Source organism: Mesorhizobium sp. BR1-1-2 (assembly GCF_020165435.1).
Lineage (GTDB): Bacteria > Pseudomonadota > Alphaproteobacteria > Rhizobiales > Rhizobiaceae > Mesorhizobium.
This window is the reverse complement of record NZ_JAIUID010000003.1, coordinates 295,645-318,859: the sequence shown is the minus strand read 5'-3', so window position 1 is coordinate 318,859 and position 23,215 is coordinate 295,645. Positions and strand designations below refer to the sequence as shown.

23 protein-coding genes are annotated in these 23,215 nt (G+C 65.1%); 16 read left to right on the top strand and 7 right to left on the bottom strand.

Features of this window, described 5'->3' with window-relative positions:
- Positions 1–123: 123 nt before the first annotated feature.
- Positions 124–750, top strand: coding sequence for a DUF1326 domain-containing protein (locus LB551_RS08045; RefSeq protein ID WP_224658801.1), 627 nt, complete (start codon positions 124–126; stop codon positions 748–750).
- 33 nt (positions 751–783) lie between these two features.
- Entirely contained in the window at positions 784–1,572 is a 789-nt protein-coding gene (locus tag LB551_RS08040; RefSeq protein WP_224658800.1) for a DUF2182 domain-containing protein, read from the top strand.
- Positions 1,573–1,603: 31 nt separating this feature from the next.
- On the opposite strand, the gene holA is transcribed toward LB551_RS08040, so the two are convergent.
- Positions 1,604–2,647 (bottom strand): DNA polymerase III subunit delta, encoded by a 1,044-nt coding sequence (holA, locus tag LB551_RS08035; protein WP_224658799.1) that lies wholly within the window; start codon positions 2,645–2,647, stop codon positions 1,604–1,606.
- A 323-nt stretch (positions 2,648–2,970) separates the two neighbouring features.
- On the opposite strand from holA, the gene LB551_RS08030 reads away from it, so the two are divergent.
- The 4 genes from LB551_RS08030 to lpdA all read left to right on the top strand — a co-directional run bounded on the left by LB551_RS08030 (position 2,971) and on the right by lpdA (position 8,249).
- Positions 2,971–4,203: a 3-methyl-2-oxobutanoate dehydrogenase (2-methylpropanoyl-transferring) subunit alpha gene (locus LB551_RS08030; RefSeq protein WP_224658796.1), complete on the top strand. Its 1,233-nt coding sequence runs from the start codon at positions 2,971–2,973 to the stop codon at positions 4,201–4,203.
- 3 nt (positions 4,204–4,206) lie between these two features.
- On the top strand, positions 4,207–5,220 hold the full coding sequence (locus tag LB551_RS08025; RefSeq protein ID WP_224625383.1) for an alpha-ketoacid dehydrogenase subunit beta: 1,014 nt from the start codon (positions 4,207–4,209) through the stop codon (positions 5,218–5,220).
- A 15-nt stretch (positions 5,221–5,235) separates the two neighbouring features.
- Positions 5,236–6,612, top strand: coding sequence for a dihydrolipoamide acetyltransferase family protein (locus LB551_RS08020; protein ID WP_224658794.1), 1,377 nt, complete (start codon positions 5,236–5,238; stop codon positions 6,610–6,612).
- A 239-nt stretch (positions 6,613–6,851) separates the two neighbouring features.
- Positions 6,852–8,249, top strand: a complete 1,398-nt coding sequence (gene lpdA / locus LB551_RS08015) for a dihydrolipoyl dehydrogenase (RefSeq protein ID WP_224658792.1) — start codon at positions 6,852–6,854, stop codon at positions 8,247–8,249.
- Between the two features lie 238 nt (positions 8,250–8,487).
- Here the strand turns inward: lpdA and LB551_RS08010 are convergent, their stop codons facing one another.
- Complete coding sequence (locus LB551_RS08010; protein ID WP_224658790.1) at positions 8,488–9,411, bottom strand: hypothetical protein; 924 nt, start codon at positions 9,409–9,411, stop codon at positions 8,488–8,490.
- Between the two features lie 70 nt (positions 9,412–9,481).
- The gene (leuD, locus tag LB551_RS08005) at positions 9,482–10,087 is read right to left on the bottom strand and encodes a 3-isopropylmalate dehydratase small subunit (RefSeq protein ID WP_140491959.1); all 606 of its coding nucleotides are present in this window, start codon (positions 10,085–10,087) and stop codon (positions 9,482–9,484) included.
- A 154-nt stretch (positions 10,088–10,241) separates the two neighbouring features.
- On the opposite strand from leuD, the gene LB551_RS08000 reads away from it, so the two are divergent.
- From LB551_RS08000 to LB551_RS07985, 4 genes are all read left to right on the top strand, one after another.
- A complete protein-coding gene (locus LB551_RS08000) occupies positions 10,242–10,661 on the top strand; it encodes a GNAT family N-acetyltransferase (RefSeq protein WP_224658789.1) in 420 nt (139 codons plus the stop codon).
- A 72-nt stretch (positions 10,662–10,733) separates the two neighbouring features.
- Complete coding sequence (locus LB551_RS07995) at positions 10,734–11,054, top strand: ArsR/SmtB family transcription factor (protein WP_224625388.1); 321 nt, start codon at positions 10,734–10,736, stop codon at positions 11,052–11,054.
- The gene (locus LB551_RS07990) at positions 11,051–11,497 is read left to right on the top strand and encodes an SRPBCC family protein (RefSeq protein WP_224625389.1); all 447 of its coding nucleotides are present in this window, start codon (positions 11,051–11,053) and stop codon (positions 11,495–11,497) included. Before LB551_RS07995 ends, LB551_RS07990 begins: the two co-directional genes overlap by 4 nt.
- A 31-nt stretch (positions 11,498–11,528) precedes the next feature.
- Positions 11,529–12,020, top strand: coding sequence for an SRPBCC domain-containing protein (locus LB551_RS07985; RefSeq protein WP_224658787.1), 492 nt, complete (start codon positions 11,529–11,531; stop codon positions 12,018–12,020).
- 168 nt (positions 12,021–12,188) lie between these two features.
- Here LB551_RS07985 and LB551_RS07980 read toward each other — a convergent pair whose 3' ends face one another.
- On the bottom strand, positions 12,189–13,355 hold the full coding sequence (locus LB551_RS07980) for an NAD(P)/FAD-dependent oxidoreductase (protein ID WP_224658786.1): 1,167 nt from the start codon (positions 13,353–13,355) through the stop codon (positions 12,189–12,191).
- A gap of 221 nt (positions 13,356–13,576) precedes the next feature.
- Between LB551_RS07980 and LB551_RS07975 the strand changes: the two genes are divergently transcribed.
- On the top strand, positions 13,577–14,473 hold the full coding sequence (locus tag LB551_RS07975) for an HpcH/HpaI aldolase/citrate lyase family protein (RefSeq protein ID WP_224658785.1): 897 nt from the start codon (positions 13,577–13,579) through the stop codon (positions 14,471–14,473).
- A gap of 57 nt (positions 14,474–14,530) precedes the next feature.
- Positions 14,531–14,737 carry a DUF1737 domain-containing protein gene (locus tag LB551_RS07970; protein ID WP_140493464.1) on the top strand — a complete coding sequence of 69 codons (207 nt, stop codon included), beginning with the start codon at positions 14,531–14,533 and terminating at the stop codon, positions 14,735–14,737.
- On the opposite strand, the gene LB551_RS07965 is transcribed toward LB551_RS07970, so the two are convergent.
- Positions 14,724–15,401, bottom strand: a complete 678-nt coding sequence (locus LB551_RS07965) for a hypothetical protein (RefSeq protein ID WP_224658784.1) — start codon at positions 15,399–15,401, stop codon at positions 14,724–14,726. The two genes, LB551_RS07970 and LB551_RS07965, sit on opposite strands and share 14 nt — an antisense overlap.
- A 169-nt stretch (positions 15,402–15,570) precedes the next feature.
- Here LB551_RS07965 and LB551_RS07960 point away from each other — a divergent pair, with 169 nt between their 5' ends.
- Positions 15,571–16,200, top strand: a complete 630-nt coding sequence (locus tag LB551_RS07960) for a TetR/AcrR family transcriptional regulator (RefSeq protein ID WP_224658783.1) — start codon at positions 15,571–15,573, stop codon at positions 16,198–16,200.
- A gap of 18 nt (positions 16,201–16,218) precedes the next feature.
- Here LB551_RS07960 and LB551_RS07955 read toward each other — a convergent pair whose 3' ends face one another.
- On the bottom strand, positions 16,219–16,641 hold the full coding sequence (locus LB551_RS07955; protein ID WP_140550559.1) for a metallopeptidase family protein: 423 nt from the start codon (positions 16,639–16,641) through the stop codon (positions 16,219–16,221).
- 267 nt (positions 16,642–16,908) lie between these two features.
- Between LB551_RS07955 and LB551_RS07950 the strand changes: the two genes are divergently transcribed.
- The 3 genes from LB551_RS07950 to LB551_RS07940 are packed head-to-tail and all read left to right on the top strand — an operon-like array spanning position 16,909 to position 22,686.
- Positions 16,909–17,994, top strand: coding sequence for an ImuA family protein (locus tag LB551_RS07950; RefSeq protein WP_224658782.1), 1,086 nt, complete (start codon positions 16,909–16,911; stop codon positions 17,992–17,994).
- The gene (locus LB551_RS07945; protein ID WP_224658781.1) at positions 17,936–19,411 is read left to right on the top strand and encodes a DUF6504 family protein; all 1,476 of its coding nucleotides are present in this window, start codon (positions 17,936–17,938) and stop codon (positions 19,409–19,411) included. The genes LB551_RS07950 and LB551_RS07945 overlap by 59 nt, the downstream gene beginning before the upstream one ends.
- Positions 19,408–22,686: an error-prone DNA polymerase gene (locus LB551_RS07940; protein WP_224658780.1), complete on the top strand. Its 3,279-nt coding sequence runs from the start codon at positions 19,408–19,410 to the stop codon at positions 22,684–22,686. Before LB551_RS07945 ends, LB551_RS07940 begins: the two co-directional genes overlap by 4 nt.
- Before the next feature lie 259 nt (positions 22,687–22,945).
- Here LB551_RS07940 and LB551_RS07935 read toward each other — a convergent pair whose 3' ends face one another.
- Complete coding sequence (locus tag LB551_RS07935; protein WP_140550563.1) at positions 22,946–23,197, bottom strand: Trm112 family protein; 252 nt, start codon at positions 23,195–23,197, stop codon at positions 22,946–22,948.
- Positions 23,198–23,215 lie beyond the last annotated feature (18 nt).

The window sequence follows — 23,215 nt, the reverse complement described above, 5'->3', positions numbered from 1 at the left end:
TAATTGCCCTGGCGTGCCGGTCAGTCGCGGCGAGGGCTATCTGCCATTCGTGCAATAGTCGTGAAATGGCACCGCCTCGCCAACCAATATGCCGACGCGCCTGACGCAAGTGGGGAGGTGCAAATGGCAGTCCGTTGGCAATTGTCCGGAAGTTACTTCGAAAACTGTAGCTGCGATGTCGTGTGTCCTTGCCTGCTGTCCACCAACGCGCAGCTGACATCAAGGCCGACGAAAGGCGTTTGCGACGTCGGCCTGGTCTTTCATATCGATACGGGCACCTACGGCGATGTTCGGCTGGACGGGCTCAGCGTCGCGATGGTTGCCCACACGCCGGGTCCGATGGCAGACGGCAATTGGACGGCCGCCGCCTATATCGACGAACGGGCCGATGACAGGCAGACAGAGGCGCTGGGCGCCATCTTCACTGGGGCCGCGGGTGGCCCCATGGCGGTGCTGGCACCCATGATCGGCACGAACCTCGGCGCCAAGAAGGTGCCGATAAGCTACCGGATGGACGGCAACAAGCGGTCGGCGGAGATTGCCGGCGTTATGCGGATGGCGGTCGAGCCGCTGCCGACGATGCGCGAGGACGGGCAGATGTGGGCGGCCACCGGCCATCCCGTCAACCCCGACTGGCTCGCCTTGGCGATGGGGGCGGAAGGCAGCACATTCAGCGACCATGGCATGAGCTGGGACAATTCCCGCCGGAACGGACATTACGCCCCGATCAATTGGTCCGGGCAGCAGTAGCGCTGGCCGCATAGTACGGAACATACTTCGTCCATGGTGCAGACGTTGCAGCGATACGTCATTCTCGTGCTGCTGATCGCCATCGCGGCGGCGGCGTGGACCTTGCTTATCTGGCAGCAGACGGGCATGGGCGCGGACATGCCCATGGAAATGTCCTCACTCACCATGGGCATGAAGGCGCCGCTGTTTCTTGCCGTCTGGATGATCATGATGATTGCCATGATGTTTCCAACGGCCGCACCCATGATCCTGACATTTCACCGGGTCCAGGCCGGCAAACAGGGCCGGGGCGAGACCTTTGTCTCGAGCTGGGTGTTCGTGGCCGGGTACATGCTGGTCTGGGGCGTGATGGGCGTTATGGCCTTTGCCGGCGCGGCGGGTGCGGAAATGCTTGCCGGGCATGTGGGATTGTCCACAGTGACGGCCGCGCGTATCGGCGGCGCGCTGCTGATGCTTGGGGGCGCCTATCAACTTTCCCCACTGAAGGATCTGTGTCTGGCCAAATGCCGCACGCCGATCGGGTTCATCCTGACCTCATGGCGCGATGGTTACTGGGGCGCGGTTCGCATGGGTCTGGAGCATGGACTTTTCTGCCTGGGCTGCTGCTGGCTTTTGTTTCTCGCCCTCTTTCCTCTCGGGATCATGAACGTTGCCGCAATGGCCGTGGTCACCTTGCTGATATTCGCGGAAAAGACGCTGCCGTCTGGAAATGGGATCGCGAAGCTATCGGGTATCGCTCTGCTGCTCTATGGCGCGGCGGTGCTGGCCTTTCCCCAGGCGCTGCCGACCTTTGAGCCGGTGGGCGCCATGACAATGAATTGACCAACGGAGGCAGCGCCCGGCGCCAAAGGGCCTAACGCTGCGCCAATCTCGCGCTTTCCACCGCAATGCCGAGCAGCGCCTGCCTGGCCAGCGCCGCCGCCAGGTCCGGCCTTCGCCGCGTCTGGAGCACGGCTGTCTGCAGCCGGGTCAGCGCGCGGCCGAGCGCCTCTACGCTCCAGCGTTCCAGTGCCTTCTCCACCAGCTTGCGGCGCGAGAAGAAAACCGGCGGGCGCGCCGCCGCCACCACCGACGCGGCATTGCGGCCGCCGGCCTCCATCTGGCCGCGCATGGACTGCATCGCATGAAACTGTCGCATCGCCGAGGACAGCACCAGGAAGGGTTGGCCGCCTGCCTGGCAATGGCGGGTGAACGCGGTGTCGAACTCGCCGACCTTGCCTTCGAGAAGCGCGTCGACGGCATCATCGAAGGACGCGCCGGACACGTCGCCGGACATCGCCCTGACGTCTTCGAGGCCGATTTCCTTCTGGCCATGGACATAAAGCAGCAGCTTGTCGATCTCGCCGCGCGAGGCCAGCCGGTCGCCGCCGAGATTGCGGCGCAGGGCATGTCTTGCCTCCAGCGTCATCGTCGCGCCTATCTTGCGCAGCTCGTCATCGATGACGGCATCGATGTCCCTGGCCTCGTCGGCGTAGCAGGGCAGCGCCATGGCGTTGTCGGCTGCCTCGACGACGGCGCGCAGCCCGACGCCCTTCTTCAGATCGCCGGCCTCGATGAGGATGATCGCGTCCCGCACGGGCTCCGCCGTCAGCGCCTTGACATCGTCGGCCAGCGCCTTCTGGCCGCCGGCATTGCGCACCCACAGCAGGCGCCGGTCGGAAAACATCGGCACGGTGCGCGCCTCGTCGAGCAGGCGGCCCTCGTCGCGCTCGACTTCGGAGCCGTCGAGCCGGACCACCGAGAAGGGGTCGTCGAGCGGCAGGCCGGTCTTTTCAGCGAAGGCTTTCGCACGTTCGGTGACGAGCCCGCGATCCGGACCGTAAAGCAGGACGATCAAGATGCGCGGATCTGGCTTCGCCAGCCAGGAATCCACCTCGTATGCTTTCTTCTGAGCCATGAGGGGTGGTTAGCATGGCACGAGGACGGAGTGAACGGTGGAGCGCGTGATCTCCCCCACAAGGGGGGAGATCGGCGCTTCACCGAAGCGCCGACCAACAATTCTTTTATCTTCCGACAAACCCGGAACAACCTTGCCCCAAATTGCGCGCCGCCGCCCAACATCGACAAGAAATTACGCGGACATATCTTCATCTTGGTGTGCAGGAGGCTGGATCGGCCGGCGCGGCTGGCCCGTCGAGCGAAAGGGCCGGCGAATTCGCACTGGTCTGGCGGCGCGGATATGCAAATATCGGTGCCGGGCGCCATTGGAGGACGAAGGTCATGGCCGATGCTGGGATGTTGCGCTTCCATGTTCCGGAGCCCGAGGTGCGGCCGGGCGGCACGCCTGATTTCTCCAACGTGACCATCGCCGCTGCCGGCTCGGTGCCGCGCCCCGAAATCGATGTCGATCCGCGCATCATCCGCGACATGGCTTTCTCAATCATCCGCGTGCTGAACCGCAATGGCGAAGCCGTCGGGCCGTGGGCGGGGCTGCTCTCGGACGAGGAACTGCTCGAAGGCCTGCGCCACATGATGACGCTGAGGACCTTCGACGCGCGGATGCAAATGGCGCAGCGGCAAGGCAAGACCTCTTTCTACATGCAGCATCTGGGCGAAGAGGCGGTGAGCTGCGCCTTCCGCAAGGCGCTCGCCCCGGGCGACATGAACTTCCCGACCTATCGGCAGGCCGGGCTGCTCATCGCCGACGGCTACCCGATGGTCACGATGATGAACCAGATCTATTCCAACGAGGCCGACCCGCTGAAAGGCCGGCAGCTGCCGATCATGTATTCGTCGAAGGAACACGGTTTCTTCTCGATCTCGGGCAACCTGGCGACGCAGTACATCCAGGCGGTCGGCTGGGCGATGGCCTCGGCGATCTCGAACGACTCAAGGATCGCCGCCGCCTGGATCGGCGACGGCTCGACCGCCGAATCCGACTTCCATTCGGCGCTGGTGTTCGCCTCCACCTACAAGGCGCCAGTGGTGCTCAACGTCGTCAACAACCAGTGGGCGATCTCGACGTTTCAAGGCATAGCGCGCGGCGGTTCAGGCACTTTCGCGGCTCGAGGCCTCGGCTTCGGCATTCCGGCGCTGCGCGTCGACGGCAATGACTATCTGGCCGTCCACGCCGTGGCGAAATGGGCGGCGGAGCGGGCGCGGCAGAATCTCGGGCCGACGCTGGTCGAATATGTCACCTACCGCGCCGGCGCGCATTCAAGCTCCGACGATCCCTCGGCCTACCGGCCGAAGACCGAGTCCGACGCCTGGCCGCTCGGCGACCCGGTGGTGCGGCTGAAGAACCATCTCATCCGGCTCGGCGTCTGGTCGGAGGATCGGCACAAGCAGACCGAAGCCGAAATCCTCGACACGGTGATCGCGGCGCAGAAGGAGGCCGAAAGCCACGGCACGCTGCATGCCGGCGGCAAGCCGTCGACGCGCGACATGTTCGAGGGCCTCTATGCCGAGATGCCGCCGCATCTGAGGCGCCAGCGCCAGCAGGCGGGGGTCTGAGCCATGCCGAGGCGGACCATGATCGAGGCCATTCGCGACGCCATGGACGTGTCGATGGGGCGCGACGCCAAAGTCGTCGTGTTCGGCGAGGATGTCGGCTTTTTCGGCGGCGTGTTCCGCTGCACGCAAGGCCTGCAGGCGAAATACGGCAAGAGCCGCTGCTTCGACGCGCCGATCAACGAATCCGGCATTGTCGGCTCGGCCATCGGCATGGCCGCCTATGGACTGAAGCCGTGCGTGGAGATCCAGTTTGCCGACTACATGTATCCGGCCTACGACCAGCTGACCCAAGAAGCCGCAAGGCTGCGCTACCGCTCCAACGGCGATTTCACCTGCCCGATCGTGGTGCGCATGCCGACCGGCGGCGGCATTTTCGGCGGCCAGACGCACAGCCAGAGCCCGGAAGCGCTGTTCACCCATGTGTCGGGGCTGAAGACTGTCGTGCCCTCGAACCCGCATGACGCCAAGGGGCTGCTGATCGCGGCGATCGAGGATCCCGACCCGGTCATCTTCCTCGAGCCGAAGCGGCTCTATAACGGTCCCTTCGACGGCCATCATGACCGGCCGGTGACGCCGTGGTCGAAGCACGAGTTGGGCGAGGTCGCCGACGGCCACTACACCGTGCCGCTCGGCAAGGCGGCGATCCGCCGGGCCGGCTCCGCCGTCACGGTGCTGGCGTACGGCACCATGGTCTATGTCGCGCAGGCGGCGGCCGAGGAGACCGGCATCGATGCCGAGATCATCGATCTCAGGACGCTGTTGCCGCTCGACCTCGACACCATCGTGGCGTCGGTGAAGAAGACCGGGCGCTGCGTCGTAGTGCACGAGGCGACGCTGACCTCCGGCTTCGGCGCGGAGCTGGTCGCGCTGGTGCAGGAAAACTGCTTCTACCATCTGGAGGCGCCGGTGGCGCGCGTCGCCGGCTGGGACACGCCGTATCCGCATGCGCAGGAATGGGACTATTTTCCGGGTCCGGCCAGAGTCGGCCGGGCGCTTGTGGAAACATTGGAAGCCTAGAAGGGGGAGCCTGAGATGGGCGAACACATCATCAAGCTGCCCGATGTCGGCGAGGGTGTCGCCGAGGCGGAACTTGTCGAATGGCATGTCAAGGTCGGCGACATCGTGCGCGAGGACATGATGCTGGCCGCCGTGATGACCGACAAGGCAACGGTCGAGATCCCTTCCCCCGTCGATGGCGAGATCCTGTGGCTGGGCGCCGAGATCGGCGACACTGTGGCGATCGGCTCGCCCATCGTGCGGCTGAAGGTGGCCGGCGAGGGCAATGCGGCGGGTGAGGCGGCGGCGTCGAACGCTGGGTCGACGCCATCCTCGGATCACGCATCCCCGAGCCTCGTGCCGGCATCCCCAAATCTCGCGCCCTCAAAGCTCGCATCGTCGTCATCCTCGGGCTTGTCCCGAGGATCTGCCGACACTTCGAGACCAAACGCGTCTCATACTCCCAGCACGGTAGATCCTCGGGACAAGCCCGAGGATGACGGTCGCGCGAAGGGGGCGCCTCGCCCCGAGGGCGAAAAGCCGCTGGCATCGCCCGCGGTCAGGCTGCGCGCAAAAGAGGCAGGCATCGATCTGCGCCAGGTGTCGGGAACCGGCCCGGCGGGCCGCATCGGGCATGAGGACATCGAAGCCTTCCTCGCGCGTGGCCCGCAGCTTGCCAAGGCCTCCGGTCTCGCTCGCAACGACGCCGTCGAGCATATCAAGCTGATCGGCTTGCGGCGCAAGATCGCCGAGAAGATGACGCTGGCGAAGTCGCGCATCCCGCACATCACCTATGTCGAGGAGATCGACGTCACCGCGCTCGAGGAATTGCGCGCCGCGCTCAACAAGGAAAAGCGGGCGGCCAAGGGGGCGCAAAGGCCCAAGCTCACGCTGCTGCCGTTCCTGATGCGGGCGATGGTCAGGGCGATCGCGGACCAGCCGCATCTGAATTCGCTGTTCGACGACGAGGCCGGCATCATCCACCAGCATGGCGGCATCCATATCGGCATCGCCGCGCAGACGCCGTCGGGACTGGTGGTGCCCGTCGTCAAGCACGCCGAAGCGATGGATATCTGGGAGTGCGGCGCCGAGGTCCTTAGGCTGGCCGAGGCGGCCAAGTCGGGAACCGCGACGCGCGACGAGCTCTCCGGCTCGACGATCACCATCACCTCGCTCGGCGCCATGGGCGGCGTGGCAACGACGCCTGTGATCAACCACCCTGAGGTGGCGATCATCGGCGTCAACAAGATGATGGTGCGGCCGATGTGGGACGGCACCCAGTTCATCCCGCGCAAGATGATGAACCTGTCGTCGAGCTTCGACCACCGGGTGATCGACGGCTGGGACGCGGCGGTGTTCATCCAGCGCATCAAGGCGCTGCTGGAGACGCCGGCGCTGATTTTTGTGGATTAGAGGGGGCGCTGAATGACGGAAATGACGGCGGGCCAGCGCCCCCCTCTGCCTTGCCAGGCATCTCCCCCACAAGGGGGGAGATTGGACGTCACCTCGGGTTTCGCCAATCTCCATCGTTGCAGGAATGAGCGAAGCGACGAAGCTGCCAATCTCCCCCCTCGTGGGGGAGATGTCCGGCAGGACAGAGGGGGGCGTGAAGGATCACGACGGAATATTCCCTCGGATCGAAGGGTCGCAACATGAAAGAAATCTCCTGCAAGCTGCTCGTCATCGGCGCCGGGCCGGGCGGTTATATCTGCGCCATCCGGGCCGGGCAGCTCGGCGTCGACACCGTCATCGTCGAGACCGGCAAGCCGGGCGGCACCTGCCTCAATGTCGGCTGCATCCCGTCCAAGGCGCTGATTCATGCGGCGGAGGAATTCGAGAAGGTCGCGCAGATGGCGGGCGGCAAGAGTCCGCTCGGCATTTCGGTGGCCGCTCCGGCGCTGGATCTGCGCAAGACGGTCGCCTGGAAGGACGGTATCGTTAGCCGGCTGAACAGCGGCGTAGCCGGACTGCTCAAGAAGGCCGGGGTGAAGACCGTGCACGGCTGGGGGACGTTCCGAGACGGCAAGACGGTCGCGGTCGAGACCGAGACGGGAAGCCAGGTGATCCGCGCCGAAACAGTGGTGATCGCCACCGGCTCGGCGCCGGTCGAGCTGCCGGGCTTGCCGTTCGGCGGTCCGGTGATTTCGTCCACCGAGGCGCTGGCGCTCAATGAGGTGCCGAAAAAGCTCGCAGTGGTCGGCGGCGGCTATATCGGCCTGGAGCTCGGCATGGCCTTCGCCAAGATGGGCGCGGGGGTGACCGTGGTCGAGGCCTTGCCGCGCGTGCTGGCGCAGTATGACGCCGAACTGACGCGGCCGGTGATCAAGCGGCTCGCGGCACTCGGCGTCGAGGTGATGCCCGGCGCAAAGGCCAAGGGCCTGTCGGCGAAGGGCGATGCGCTGCTGGTCGAGACCTCGGACGGCAAGGATGCGAGGATCGCCGCCGACAAGATCCTGGTCACGGTCGGCCGCAAGCCGGTGACGGAAGGCTGGGGGCTCGACCAGATCGACCTCGACATGGCGGGACGATTCATCCGCATCGACGAGCAGTGCCGCACCTCCATGCGCGGCATCTTCGCCATTGGCGACGTCACCGGCGAGCCGATGCTGGCGCACCGGGCGATGGCGCAAGGCGAGATGGTGGCCGAAATCGTCGCCGGCCATAAGCGCAGCTGGGACAAGCGGGCTATCCCCGCCGTCTGCTTCACCGATCCGGAGCTGGTCACCGTCGGCCTGTCGCCGGAAGAGGCCAAGGCGCTCGGCGGCGAAATCAAGATCGGGATGTTTCCCTTCGCCGCCAATGGACGGGCGATGACCAGGCTTGGCGAGGATGGCTTTGTCCGCGTCGTGGCGCGAGCGGACAATCATCTGGTGCTGGGCATCCAGGCGGTCGGCCAAAGCGTGTCGGAACTGTCGACGGCCTTCGGCCTGGCGCTCGAAATGGGCGCGCGGCTGGAGGACATCGCCGGCACCATCCATGCCCATCCGACACAGGGCGAAAGCTTCCAGGAAGCGGCGCTGAAGGCGCTTGGACACGCGCTGCACATTTAGGGCGCGACAGGTGATGTTGGCGGGGCACTGCCCCCTCTGCCCTACCGGACATCTCCCCCTCAAGGGGGGAGATTGACAGTTTCGGCGCCCCGCTCACTTGGCAACGTTGGGAAATTGGCGAAGGAAGAGGTGACGCCCGATCTCCCCCCTTGAGGGGGAGATGTCCGGCAGGACAGAGGGGGTGCTGGCCCGCCACCGGTGCGCAATTCCGGACTGAAAACCGTTTCCCGGAATTGCGCTAATTCGCCGCGCTCATCGCCTTGTCGAGCGCGGCCTTCACGTCGGCCGGCCAGGTCTTCACCGGGGGCTTAGCGTCCGGCTCGCCATTGTCGCCGCGGCGAGCAAAATAGAGCTTATGCTGGGCCGGGTCGACCGCCATGAAGCCGTCATTGCCGCCGCAATCGTGCGGAACGCAGCCGCTGGCATAGAAGGCGCCGGACGCGGTCTTTTCGGTGCCGCCGCCGACCAGCAGGCTGGTCGCCATGTCGGGCATGTCCTTGCCGAGCAACGCTTCGGCGGCCTTGTAGACGGCCTCATTGTGGAAGGCGTCGATGATGTTGTCGTATTTCGACGGATCGATGTCTTTCCAGTCGGTGCCGGGTTCGGGCATGTAGGTCAGATTGCCGGAGATCGTCAGCCCCGATGTCGGCGACCACTGCAATGCCGGTTTCGAATCGCCAGGCAGGAGATAAGGCACGAAATAGATGGCGTTGTCGGAGACGGCCGTGGGCGGCGCGCCGCACTCGTCCTGCTCGACGGTGGTGCTCTGGATATCGCCGCCTTCCGGTTTCCAGACGATCACTGTCGCCGGTCCGCACTGGTTGCCGCCGTCGCCGACATCGAACAGCGCCACCTTGACGCCGCCGACCTCGACTATCCTGTCGAAGAAGACGTCGTAATTGCTGGCCAGTTGCTTGCCGTCATAGGCAAGCACCTTCTCGCCATACTGTTCCTGCTGCGTGATGGTGAACTGACCGCCCTCGAACGGGACCGGCGCCTGTTTGTCGTCGTCGGAAACGTCGGCGGCTCCCTGATCCGTGGCCGGCGTCTCGGTTACCGCCGGTGGCTGCGTCGCTGGCGTCTCGGCCTGCGCATGCGCGCCGGCCAGCGTCGCCACGGTCACGGCCAGGGCGCAGGCGCTGGCAAGAAGCGGGCGTGTCATGACTGTTCCTCCTCCAGCCGCCGCAAACCCGGCCAGCGACGGCCGGGCCGATGTCGTCAGTCCGCGCCACTCAGGCCCAGGGGCGCAGCTCGGCGTTCTTCTTCTCGAACGAAGCGATGGCGCCGGCCTTCTCCATGGTCAGGCCGATATCGTCGAGGCCGTTCAGCAGGCAATGACGCTTGAAGTCGTCAAGATCGAACTTGACCACGCCGCCGTCGGGCCCGCGGATCTCCTTGGCCTCGAGGTCGATCGACAAAGTGGCGTTGGAGCCGCGCGAAGCGTCGTCCATCAGCTTGTCGAGATCCTCGGGGCTGACGGTGATTGGCAGCACGCCGTTCTTGAAACAGTTGTTGTAGAAGATGTCGGCGAAAGAGGTCGAGATGACGCAGCGTATGCCGAAATCGAGCAGCGCCCACGGCGCGTGCTCGCGCGAGGAGCCGCAGCCGAAATTGTCGCCGGCGACGAGGATCTGCGCCTTGCGGTAGGCCGGCTTGTTGAGCACGAAATCCGGATTCTCCGAACCGTCGTCCTTGTAGCGCATCTCGGCGAACAGGCCGCTGCCGAGCCCGGTGCGCTTGATCGTCTTGAGATAATCCTTGGGGATGATCATGTCGGTGTCGACATTGACGATCGGCATGGGCGCGGCGACGCCGGTGAGCTTGGTGAATTTTTCCATGGTCTTTGCCCGTCTTCCTGGCATTGCTGGGGATTGCTGGCGCCCGGTTTACACAAAGCCGGCGGCAAATAAAAGGCAGGTGTTCGCGCGCGTCGGCACGGGGTACGGCACAAAGGGCTTCGGATTCGCGGCCCGATGGTGCAGTCTGGCTGCGATGGCTGAAAAAATCCTCTATGCACGCGAACCCGCGCTCGACGTCGCCGAATTCCGCCGCGTGCTGGTGGATTCCGGCCTCGGCGAGATCCGTCCCGTCGATGATGCCGACAGGCTGCGGGCGATGCTGTCGGGCGCCAATCTGGTGCTGACCGCGCGGCTGGATATCGAAAGCAAGCCGCTGGTCGGCGTCATCAGGGCCGTGACGGACTTCTCCTGGGTCTGCTACATCTCTGATCTTGCCGTTTCCGGATCGGCGCAGGGGCTCGGCATCGGCAAGGGACTGATGGACGAGGCGCGGCGGCAGCTCGGCCCGGCCGTCGCCATCAGCCTGGTCTCCGTGCCCGACGCCGCCGGCTTCTACGAGCGCATCGGCATGACGCGCATGGCCGACGCCTTCTGGTTCTCCCGCACGCGCTGACATCGCACCGTTGGCGGCGGGATGCGCGATCTTGTTGCTTGACATGCAACCAAATGGTTGCATATTAATGCCATGAGCATGGACGCTGTTTTCAGGGCGCTGGCCGATCCGACCCGCCGGCAATTGCTGGACAGCCTCCATGCCAGGAACGGGCAGACGCTGAACGGGCTATGCGAACAGATGGCCATGACGCGCCAGGCGGTGACCAAGCACCTGGCGATCCTCGAGGAAGCAAACCTCGTCACCACTGTGCGCAGAGGCCGTGAGAAGGAGCATTACCTCAACCCGGTTCCGATCAACGAGATCGCCGAACGCTGGATCGGCAAGTTCGAGCGGGGGCGGCTCGCCGCCCTCAGCGACCTGAAGAAACGTCTTGAAAGGGACGACCGATGAGCAACGCCTTCGTCTATGTGACCTATATCCGCACCACGCCCGAGAAGCTTTGGCAAGCGCTGACCGATCCGGAATTCAACCGGCAGTTCTTCCTCTGCTCCCATCAGGAGAGCGACTGGAAAGTGGGCTCGAGCTGGAAGCTGGTCTTCCCCGACGGCCGCATCGCCGACTCAGGCGAGATCCTGGAGGTCGACCCGCCGCGGCGTCTCGTCATCAGGTGGCGCAACGAATGGCTGCCCGAGGTGAAGGAGGACGGCTACACGCGCTGCACCTTCACCATCGAGGAGGAGGGCGCCCTGATGAAGCTCAGCGTCGCCCACGAAGCCGACGGTCCGCACAGGCTGATCGAAAACGTCGCCAAGGGCTGGCCGCTGGTGTTGTCCAGCCTGAAGAGCCTGCTGGAGACCGGCAAGGGCTTTGAGCGCCCGCCATCGAAAGGGTGATCGTTTCGGAATCAATCTCTGGGAGGCAGCCATGCCGCATGAGCCCGCCACGCACGCCATGACCAATGGCGAGACCGTGTTCGCCACCGCCGATATCAGTGCCCCGCCCGAGCGTGTCTTCCGGGCGCTGAGCACGGAAGAAGCTGAACTGTGGTGGGGATCCGCCGACACCTACCGGATGGTCGGGTGGACGGCCGATCTTTGCGTTGGCGGCCGCTGGGCGGTTGTCGTCAGAACCGCTGACGGCAAGGACATGCCAGCCAGCGGCCAATTCCTGGAGATCGAGACGCCGCGCCGGATCGTCCAGACGCGGGCCTATGGGTGGGACCACCCGACGCTCGGCCGGCGGGAGACGAAGGTCGCCTGGCTGCTGGAGCCGATCGCTTCCGGCACGCGGCTTACCGTTTGCCACGGCGGTTTTGCCGGCCGGCAAGAGGCCGCGGCCGAGCACGCCGAGGGCTGGGGACGGGTGCTGGCATGGCTGCAAGATTATTTCGAGGCCGGAAATAGAGCCGCGGCTTAGAAGCGCCCTTTCCTTCTCCCCTTGTGGGAGAAGGTGTCGCCGAAGGCGACGGATGAGGGGTGTTCCAGGGAACGCCAACGCCTCACTCCGCTGGAACACCCCTCATCCGTCTCGGCGCTGACGCGCCGATCCACCTTCTCCCACAAGGGGAGAAGGAAAGGGCGCTCCTCAAATGACATTCAATTCCCGGAACGCCCTTCCTTCGGCGATGCGTGCGTAGCCAAAGGCGGAGCAGTCCACCGTGCGGTAGCCGCCATGGACGATCAGTTCGGCCAGCGCCTTGCCCACGGCGGGCGCCTGCTGCAAACCGTGGCCGGAAAAGCCATTGGCGAAGAGGAAATTGCCGACTTCGGGATGCGGGCCGATCACCGCGTTCTGGTCAAGCGTGTTGTAGTCGTAATGGCCGGCCCAGGCGCGCGTCGGCTTGATCGCCTCGAAGGCCGGGATGCGGGTCGCCAGCACCGGCCAGATCACCTCTTCGAACAGCGGCCAGTCGACGTCGAAATCGGCGGGGTCGGCCGGACCGTCGCCCTCTTCCGGCTCGGCGCCGCCGGTGAGATAGACCGAGCCTTCCGGCCTGACATAGATGCCGGAGGGATCGACCAGCAGCGGCATGTCGGCATATTTCTCGCGCGCCTCGAAGACGAAGACGTTGCGCTTGCGCGGCTCGACCGGCAGCGCCAGCCCGGCGAGCGCGGCGACCCTGCCGGCGTTCGGCCCCGCGGCATTGACGAGGATGCCGGCCTCGAGCCGCTCGCCATTGTCGAGGCTGACGCCGGCAACGCGCTCACCTTGACGCTCGATGCCGGTGACCGAAGCGTTGATGAAGTCGATCTTCTTCTCCCGCAACGCCTTGCGGAACAGCATCAGCATGGCATGCGCGTCGAACCAGCCCTCGCCGCTGCGGCCATAGGCGCCGGCGGTGATGCCCTCGGCCGACAGCCATGGGAAACGGCGCACCAATTGTTCGGCTTCCTCCAGCAAAATGTCGGCCCCTTCGGCGACCTGCGCCTCGTGATTGGCTTTCAGGATCGGCAGCCCGGCCTCGCCGGCGAGAATAAGATAGCCGCCCTCGCGAAAACCGATGTCGGCGTCCGCGCCGAATTCTTCCTTCAGCCGGCGGAACAGTTTCAGCGTGAATTGCGACAGGCGGATGTTTTGCGGAATCGAGAATTGCTGGCGGATCGAGGCCATGGATAGCGTCGTCGCCGCATGGGAAAATTGCGGGTCGCGCTCGACCAGGGCGATCGAGCCGGAAAAGCCTTCCTCGCGCAGATAATAGGCGATCGAGGAGCCGACGATGGCTCCGCCGATGATGACGATGTCGTAGCGCACGTTTCAGGCCTTTCCGAATCGAGCCGCGGATGGGAGTCACGCGGTTGGCAAAACAGTGTCGAAGCGCGTGCCGCGCCCGGAGTCAACCAGCCGCATCGTGCCATCCTGCGCTTTCAGGAGGGCCAGCGCGATGGCGAGCCCCATGTAGGTAGCGTCGGTAGAGCGCCGCGCGATGCCGCCTGCTCCTTGCTTCAACCCGCGGCAGGCGGCATAGATTTGGCATGACGACCGATCCCTACCGCCCGCGCCGCTCGGTGCTCTATGTCCCGGCCTCGAACGACAAGGCGCTGGCCAAGATGGCGCAGCTTGCCTGCGACGCCGTCATCGTCGATCTGGAGGATGCCGTCGCCCCGGCCGACAAGGTCGCGGCGCGCGAAAGGCTCGCCGGCCTCTTCAGCAATCGTCCTGATACCAACTATATTGGCCGGCGCTGCGAGATGATTGTGCGCATCAATGCGCTCTCCAGCGAATGGGGCGGCGGCGACCTGCTGGCGGCGGCCAAGGCGGAGCCGGACGGCATCCTGCTGGCCAAGGTGGACACGCCCCGCGACGTGCTCGAGGCTGGTGACGTGCTCGACGACAATTCCGTTCCCGACAGCGTGAAACTATGGGCGATGATCGAGACGCCCAAGGCCGTGCTCAATGTCGGCGCCATTGCCGAACTTGGCCGCGATCCCGCCTCGCGGCTCGATTGTTTCGTTGCCGGAACGAACGACCTGACCAAGGACACCGGCATTCTGGCGACGCCGGACCGGCATTATCTCTTGCCGTGGCTGATGCAGATGGTGCTGGCGGCGCGTGCCGGCGACCTCGATATCCTCGACGGCGTCTTCAACGATTTTCGCGCGCTCGACGCTTTCAGCCGCGAATGCGCGGAGGCGGCCGCCATGGGCTTCGACGGCAAGACGCTCATCCATCCCGCCCAGATCGAAGCGGCGAACCGCGCCTTTGCGCCGTCCGTGGAGGCGGTGGCCAAGGCGCGCGCGGTGAAGGAGGCCTTTGCGCTTCCGGAAAATGCCGGCAGAAACGTGATTGCGCTGGAGGGAAGAATGGTCGAACGGCTGCACCTGGCGCAGGCCGAAAAACTGCTGGCGAAGGCCGCGGCCGTCGGCGCATGATGTGCCATGTGTGGATTGCCGATCGCGGGCGATGGGACTGACGACAGGAATTGAATGATGAAACTCTACCGCTTTCTCACCGCTCCGGACGACGCCAGCTTCTGCCACAAGGTGACGGCGGCCCTGAACAAGGGCTGGCATCTGTTCGGCTCGCCCACATATGCCTACGACAAGAAGACCAAGACCATGCGCTGCGGCCAGGCCGTGGTGAAGGATGTCGAGGGCCAGGAATACGGGCCGGACACCAAGCTCAGCGATTGGTAGGCCCTCGCATCCACAGCCACGCCGCCAGCCAGGCGATCGATGCCGCAAGCGTCGCCAAGCCCAAATCAAGAGCGAGCTCCGGAACGAACGCACGAAGCGCGATCGGCACCGCGCCAATGAGATAGAGGGCGAGAGGAATGCGCGGCACGCCTCTTGCAACGGCGAGAGAGATCACAAACGCGAGCGTTCCAACCAGAAAAAGAACTGAACTGGCGACCAGAGCCAGACCGAGCGGCCCGGTCCGCAGCTCGACGATGGTTGCGAGCGGAAGCTTCGAAAATACCAGATTGATCACCACTTCCACGCCTACCAGACTTGCCAGTGCAACGAAGTTGACGACAAACGCGACAGTGCCGAACAGCCCCGCGCGCCGGCCAAACGCAAGAAACAGGCCCACGACGAGGCCAAGCGCCAATATCTCGGCGACCGGCGCGAGAAGTTGCGTCAGATCGGTGGTCGCGATGAGCGAGCTGCGTTTAGCCGCGTTGACCAGAAGAATAAGCGCGCTTCCCATCCCGGCGACGGCGGCAAGCCGATAAAGCGTGAAGGAGGGCACAGTCGCGCTCGACGGGACAATCGCGAAATTCTCCTGCTGAGGTTCTTCGGCTGGACTCTGACGCGAAATGACCGATTGCGGGCGGGGTGAGGCTGTTCTGGCGAGCATGTTCGTCTCCTCAGCGGGGAGTTCCGGAGCCGCGAAGACCGCAGGCCTGTTCCGATCCCATCAGTAATCACTGCTTACATGCTCTGGCCGGAATTGTAAACGGCGATTACATAGATCGCGGAATCATGCTACAGAGGCGGGAGCAGCTCCGCGGAACGAAGGGAAAGAGATGGCAAAAGCCAAGGCGCCTCATCGCACTGGTTACCACCATGGCAATTTGCGGGAGGTCCTGATCGATGCCGCGGTTCAACTGGTCGAGGAAGGCGGCCCCGACAATGTGAGCGTGCGCGAAGCCGCAAAACGTGCCGGCGTTTCCCCAGGTGCGCCGTTCCGCCACTTTAGCAACAAGACCGCATTGATGACGGCTGTCGCGGAGCAGGCAATGAGCCGGTTCCGCTCGGAGATCACGGACGCGGTCGAGAAGGTTGCGACGGACGATCCGATCGAACGCTTTGCCGCTGTTGGAATCGCCTATTTACGCTGGGCAATTCGAAACCCCACCCACTTCCAGATCATCTCGACACGCAATCTTATTGATTGGGATGCTTCAGAGTCGCTGCGTCACGATAACCAAGCGGTGCGTTCGCTGATGGAAGCGTCAATGGCAGAAGCACAGCGACGAAACATGCTCCGGTCGGACGACATGGCAGAGACCCAGATAGCCGCGAGGGCGCTCGTCTACGGGCTCGCACGCATGTACATTGATGGACATTTTGCGCAATGGGCAGTGGCAGGACATACCGGGGAGCAAACTGTGCAGAACGTATTAAAACATTTCGTCACACTCATTGTGAAATGACGGCCTGACGTAGAACCGTCACTCGGCCGCCTCTTCGATCTTCTCCATATCGTCGTCGGAGAGGCCGAAATGGTGGCCGATCTCGTGGATCAGCACATGGGTGACGATGTCGCCCAAGGTCTCCTCGTTCTCGGCCCAGTAGTCGAGAATGGCGCGGCGGTAGAGCGTGACGCGGTTCGGGCCTTCGCCGGTCTGCGGGTTCCAGCGCTCGGCAATGCCGCGTCCCTCGAACAGGCCGAGCAGGTCGAAGGGCGTTTCCAGCGACAGGTCGTCCATGATCTCGTCGGTCGGGAATTCGGCGATCTGGATGATGATCTCGCCGGTCAGCTTGCGAAAATCCTCGGGCAGATGGGCGTAGGCCTCCAGCGCCAGGAACTCCATCTCGTCGATCGACGGCGAAAGCTGGTCATGCCAGACGCGGGTCTTGTAGATGCGGGCCATGCTTTGTCCTTTGATCCCGGCATATAGGCTTTCGCGCCACAATCGGCAAATGACGCGGGATTTCCCCGGTTCAAACCCGGAGCAGGGAATTGCGCATGGCGCCGGGGGCCGTTTCGCCTGGCTTGGGGGCGCGGCCGGCTTTCCCGGCCAAACGCGACACTCCTATCGGAGAGGAATAAATTCCCCGTGAGTCTGCTTGACTCTTGGGGTCGCCTCTGGAATCAATAGGAACATAACAGGAACAATTGTGAGTGGAAGCTGACCGTCATGGCGATGACCGCCGTGGCGCGGGAGACTGTTTTTGCCCTGCGCCGCCAGATCGCGAAGATCGAGGGAACGCTGCCCGAGCGCCTGCAGGCGCCGGCCGGCGCGGCTTCCGACGACGGCATGGCCGACGCGGACCGCACCGTGGTCCGGCGCGGCATCGCCGTGGCCAGGCCGGATGCTTTCCTGCGCACCGGCGTCGGCCGGCTCGATGCCCTCTTGGGGGGCCATTTGGGCGACGATCTGGGCGGCGGCCTGCCGAAAGCGGCCTTGAACGAAATCCATGGCGTCGAGACCCGCGATGCCGGAGCCGTCGCCGGCTTCGCCCTGTCGCTCGCCAGCCTGATCCTCAAGCCCAGCCTGATCCTCAAGCAAGGATCGCGATTGCCGGTGCTTTGGATCGGCACCCAGGGGGTTTTTCGCGAGGCGGGCTTTCCCTATGCCAGGGGCCTCCACGCCGCCTTCGGCATCGAGCCGGAGCAATTGCTGTTCTCCGAGGCGCCAAGGCTCGCCGATGCGCTGTGGGTCGCCGAGGAGGCGGCCCGCATGACGGCGCTCGCCGCCGTCATCCTTGAAGTCCGCGGCAATCCGCAGCGGCTGGACCTGACCGCGACGCGCCGGCTGCACGCCCGCGCGCAGAGCGCCGGCCGGCCGGTCTTCCTGCTGCGGCAGGCGGCCGAACCCGAACCGACGGCGGCGCCCGTCCGCCTCATCGTCTCGCCGGCGCCGGCAGGGCCGCGCGACACGGTCGCCGGGCCGCTTGCCGGCTCGATCGGCCGCCCCGCCTTCACCATCAGCATCGGCAAGAGCCGCACGGCCCTGCCAGGACAATTCATATTGGAGTGGAACCCCGATGAACGCGTATTCGATGAAAGAAAGATTGGGGAAAGAAGGATTGGGGAAAGAAGGGCCGGGGAAGAACGAGCAAAGAATCCTGTCCCTGTGGTTTCCCTATATAGCGGCCGAACGGATCCTGCGGCAGCGCCTGGGGCGGTCGTGGCGTTCCCGGCCGTCGGATCACCGGCCGCTGGTGATCAGCCATCGCGACAGCAACGCGCAGCGCATCTTAGCCCTCGACGAGCGGGCTGAGGCGCTGCATCTGAAGCCCGGCATGGGCATTGCCGACGCGCGCGCCATGCATCCGTCGATCGACATAGTGGAGGCCGATGCCGAAGCCGACCGGCGCCTGCTCGAAGGCCTTGCCGACTGGTGCGACCGCTACACCCCGCTGGTGGCGCTCGACGGGACCGACGGCCTGTTCCTCGACGTCACCGGCTGCACCCATCTTTTCGGCGGCGAACGCACCATGCTGGACGAGATCCTGTCGCGCTTCTTCCAGCAAGGGTTCGACGTCCGCGCCGGTCTTGCCGCGACGCCCGGCGCCGCCTGGGCGGCGGCGCGGTTCTGCGGCGACCGCATCGTTGCCGGCGGCGAGGAGGAAGCGCTTCTGGCGCCCTTGCCGCTGGCGGCGCTGCGCATCGCGCCGGAAATCCGCGCCAGCCTGGAAAGCGTCGGCCTGCGTACGGCGGGCGCGGTCATGGCCGCGCCGCGCGCGCCGCTCGCCCGCCGCTTCGGCGGCTCCCTGCTGTTGCGCCTCGACCAGGCGCTCGGCCGCCTCGACGAGGCGGTGTCGCCGCGCCTGCCCGTCGCGCCGCTTTCGGTCGAACGCCATTTGGCCGAGCCCGTCACGCTGACAGAGGACATAGAACGGCTGGTGGGCATGCTGGCGACGACCCTGAAGATCGACCTCGAGCGGCGCGGCGAAGGCGCGAGAAGCCTGGCGCTGCTCTTGTTCCGCGTCGACGGCGCCGTCAGCCGCATCGCGCTCGGCACGTCGCGGCCGATGCGCGAACCGCGGCTGATCCAGAAATTGTTCCATGAGCGGCTGGCCGCCCTCGAGCAGCATATCGATGCCGGCTATGGCTTCGACCTGGTGCGGCTCTCGGTGCTGGCGGCGGCCGTCTTCGACATGCCGCAAGCCGACCTGACAGGCGAAGCGACCGACGACGGCGCCGATATCGCGCTGTTCGCCGACCGCATCCGCGCCCGGCTCGGCGAGGGGGCGGTTCTCAAACCGGTCGCCGTGGAAAGCCACCTGCCCGAGCGTGCCGTCGCCACCATCCCCTTCACCGAAAGCCCGCGCCGCACCACGCCGCCGAAGAAACCGGACAGGATGCAGGCGCCGATGACCATCTTCCCGCCGGAGCGGCCGATCCGGCTTTTCCGCTCGCCCGAGCCGATCGAGGTGCCGGCCACCGAAATGCCCGAGGGACCGCCGCTGAATTTCCGCTGGCGGCGCGCGCTCTACCGGGTCGCCCGGGCCGAAGGGCCCGAACGCATCGCGCCGGAATGGTGGCGTGAATCTTCAAGCGACGAGGCGGCGTCGACACGCGACTATTTCCGTATCGAGGATGCCGACGGCCGCCGCTACTGGCTCTACCGGCAAGGTCTCTATGGCGGCTCTGAAATCCCGCCGCGCTGGTTCCTGCACGGGGTCTTCGCATGAACGCGCTGACCGCCATTCCCTATGCGGAATTCGGCATCCAGTCGAATTTCTCCTTCCTGCGCGGCGCTTCCAAGCCGGAAGAGCTGGTCGTCGCGGCCAAGCTCATGGGGTTCTCCGCGATCGGGCTCGCCGACCGCAACACGGTGGCGGGCGTGGTGCGCGCCTGGCAGCAGGCCAAGGTCGAGACGCTTGCCTACCACCCCGGCTGCCGGCTGGTCTTCTGCGACGGCACGCCGGATATTCTCGCCTATCCGCGGAACCGCAAGGGCTGGGGACATCTGTGCCGCATGCTCACGCAAGCCAATCTGCGGGAGGAGAATGAAAAGGGCGCGACCCTTCTGCGGCGCGACGATCTTCTCGAATGGGGCGATCTGATGTCGCTGGCGGTCCTGCCCGACCTGACGGCGGGGGCCGAGGGAGCATTGGTCCTGCTTGGCGAGCTCAAGCACCGTTTCGGCAAAAGCCTGCGGCTTGGCGTTTCGCCCGATTATGCGGGAAACGACCGCTTCAGGATCGAGCAGGCGGCGGCGATGGCGGAACTGGCCGGCCTGCCCTTGATGGCGACCAACGACGTTCTCTACCACACGGCCGAACGGCGCCCCCTCCAGGATGTGCTGACCGCGATCCGCCTCAACATTCCCGTTTCGGAGGTCGGGCTGGAACTCACGGCGAATGCCGAGCGCCATCTGAAGCCGCCGTTGGAGATGGCGCGCCTGTTCCGCAGGCATCCGGAGGCGCTGGCCGAAACGCTGCGCTTTGCGCAGGAGCTGACCTTCTCGCTCAGCGACCTTCAGTACAACTACCCCGACGAGCCGACGCAATCGGGCCTCGGCCCGCAGGCGGAGCTGGAAAGGTTGGCACGGGAGGGGGCGGCCAGGCGCTATCCCTCGGGCGTGCCGCAATCGGTGACGAAGCGCATCGAGGAAGAGCTCGCCCTCATCGAGCGCCTGAACTATGCCCGTTATTTCCTGACCGTTCACGACATCGTCACATTCGCCCGCAGCCAGGACATTCTCTGCCAGGGCCGCGGTTCGGCCGCCAATTCGGTCGTCTGCTTCTGCATCGGCATCACCGAGGTCGGGCCGGAGCGCATCGACACGCTGTTCGAGCGCTTCATTTCCGAGGAGAGGAACGAGCCGCCCGACATCGACGTCGATTTCGAGCATGAGAAGCGCGAGACCGTCATCCAGTATATCTACGAGAAATACAGCTCCAAGCGCACCGCGCTGGCCGCCGCCGTCATCAGCTATCGCGGCCGCTCGGCGCTGCGGGAAGTGTCGAAGGCGATGGGCCTGTCCGAGGATGTCAGGGCGTCGCTGTCCGGTTCGATCTGGGGCTGGTCGACTTCCGAGCTTGGCGAGAAGGAAGCTCGCGCCGGCGGCCTCGACCGGAGCGATCCGGTGTCGCGGCACGTGATGGAGCGCGCCAACGAGATCATGGGCTTTCCCCGCCACCTCTCCCAGCATGTCGGAGGCTTCGTCATCACCCGCGACCGGCTCGACGAGATCGTTCCCATCGTCAAGACGGCGATGGAGGAACGCAAGATGGTCGAATGGGACAAGGACGATCTCGACGCGGTCAAGATCCTCAAGGTCGACGTGCTGGCGCTCGGCATGCTGACCTGCCTGAAGCGCGCCTTCACTCTGCTGATGGACCATTATCCGCAGGCGCGAGACCCTTACGGGCAGCCCTATGTCCTTGCCACCCTGCCGGAAGAGGAGGAGCCGGTTTATAAGATGATCGGTCGCGCCGACACGATCGGCGTCTTCCAGATCGAATCGCGTGCGCAGATGTCGATGCTGCCGCGTCTCAAACCAAAAGAATTCTATGACCTTGTCATCGAGGTGGCGATCGTGCGGCCCGGTCCGATCCAGGGCGACATGGTCCACCCCTATCTGCGCCGCCGGCAAGGCAAGGAGCAGCCTGAGTATCAGAAACCGGAGCTGGAGGCGATCCTCCATAAGACGCTAGGCGTCCCTCTGTTCCAGGAACAGGCGATGAACATCGCCATCGTGGCCGGTGGTTTCAAGCCGGGCGAGGCCGACGAGTTGCGCCGCGCCATGGCCACCTTCAAGCGCACCGGCACGATCGGCAATTACCGCCGGCGCATGATCGACGGCATGGTCGGCAAGGGCTACACCCGGGACTTCGCCGAACGCTGCTTCAAGCAGATCGAGGGTTTTGGCGAATACGGCTTTCCCGAAAGCCATGCCGCCTCCTTCGCGCTGCTGGTCTATGCCTCCTGCTGGTTCAAGACCTTCTACCCCGACGTGTTCTGCGCCGCGATCCTGAATTCGCAGCCCATGGGTTTCTACCAGCCGGCGCAATTGGTGCGCGACGCGCGCGATCATGGCGTCGACATCCGCGAGGTCGACGTCAATTTCTCCGTCTGGGACTGCACGCTGGAACAGGCGACTTTCGACCCGGCCCACATCCTGCCGCGCCATGCCGAAATGCGCGGCGTCATCGCGACGCAGCATGCGGTGCGGCTCGGCTTCAGGCAGATCAAGGGACTTTCCGAGGAGCGTATGGAAGCCTTCGTCGAGCGGCGCGGTTCAGGCTACGCATCCGTCCGGGATGTCTGGCTGCGCTCCGGCCTCGATGTCGGTGAACTCGAAAGGCTGGCGCAGGCCGACGCTTTTCGGTCCATCGGCCTCGACCGCCGCGCGGCACTATGGGCCGTGCGCGCGCTGGACGGCAAGAGCGCCGCCGAGAAGCTGCCGCTGTTCGACCGGCCAGCCCTTGGCCTGCGCGAGCTGGAGCCCGAAACGAAACTGCCGAAAATGCCGCTCGGCGAGCATGTCATCCATGATTACCGCTCGCTCGGTCTGTCCTTGAAGGCGCATCCGGTCGCCTTCCTGCGCGAGCGGCTCGACCGGGCCGGGGTCATCCCCAATGCCAGGTTGGGCTCCGTGCGGGACGGACGGCGTGTCTCGGTCGCAGGCCTCGTTCTGGTGCGGCAGCGGCCCGGCAAGGGCAATGCGGTCTTCCTGACGCTGGAGGATGACGAGGCCGTCGCCAACGTCATCTTCTGGGAGCGGACCTTCGACCGCTTCCGCCCCATCGTCATGGGCGCCCGTTTCGTCAAGGTCACCGGCAAATTGCAGTCGGAATCGGACGTCGTCCACATCGTCGCCGAGAAGATCGAGGATCTGACGCCCTGGCTGACGGTGCTCCTGGAGGAGGTGAAGCCGAACGCGCCGGCCCGGCAGGATATCGCGACGCTGGCGGACAAGGCGGAAAAGGTCATGCCCAGGGGGCGCAATTTTCAGTAGGTGCGGGGACGTGATCTGCGGCAAAAAGAAATCGTCCGATACTGATAAGGCAGCGGGACAGCGCCCCCCTCTGCCCTGCCGGACATCTCCCCCACTTGGGTCCCACTGGGGGGGAATTGGCAGCTTCGGCTGCAGCGCTCTTTTTTGGACGTTGAAAATTAGCGAAAGCCGTTGTGACGTCCGGTCTCCCCCCTCGTGGGAGAGATGTCCGGCAGGGCAGAGGGGGCGCCGTAGAACGCCGGCCTCAATGACCGCCCCGTCACGTCGAGCCGGCCGGCCCGCCCAGTCGGGGCGGCGACAGCACGTCTTCCGCCGGGATGCTCCGCGCCTCCGAAGGCAGCATGATCGGGATGCCGTCGCGCACGGGATAGGCGAGCTTGGCGACCCGCGAGATCAGTTCGCCGCGCTCGGGATCCCAGGCCAGCGGCCCCTTGGTCAGCGGGCAAGCCAGTAGCTCCAGCATCCTGGGGTCGACATTCGCTCTCTTTCCGTCACGCCCATCCGCCGCCATCGTGCCCTCTCTCAACAT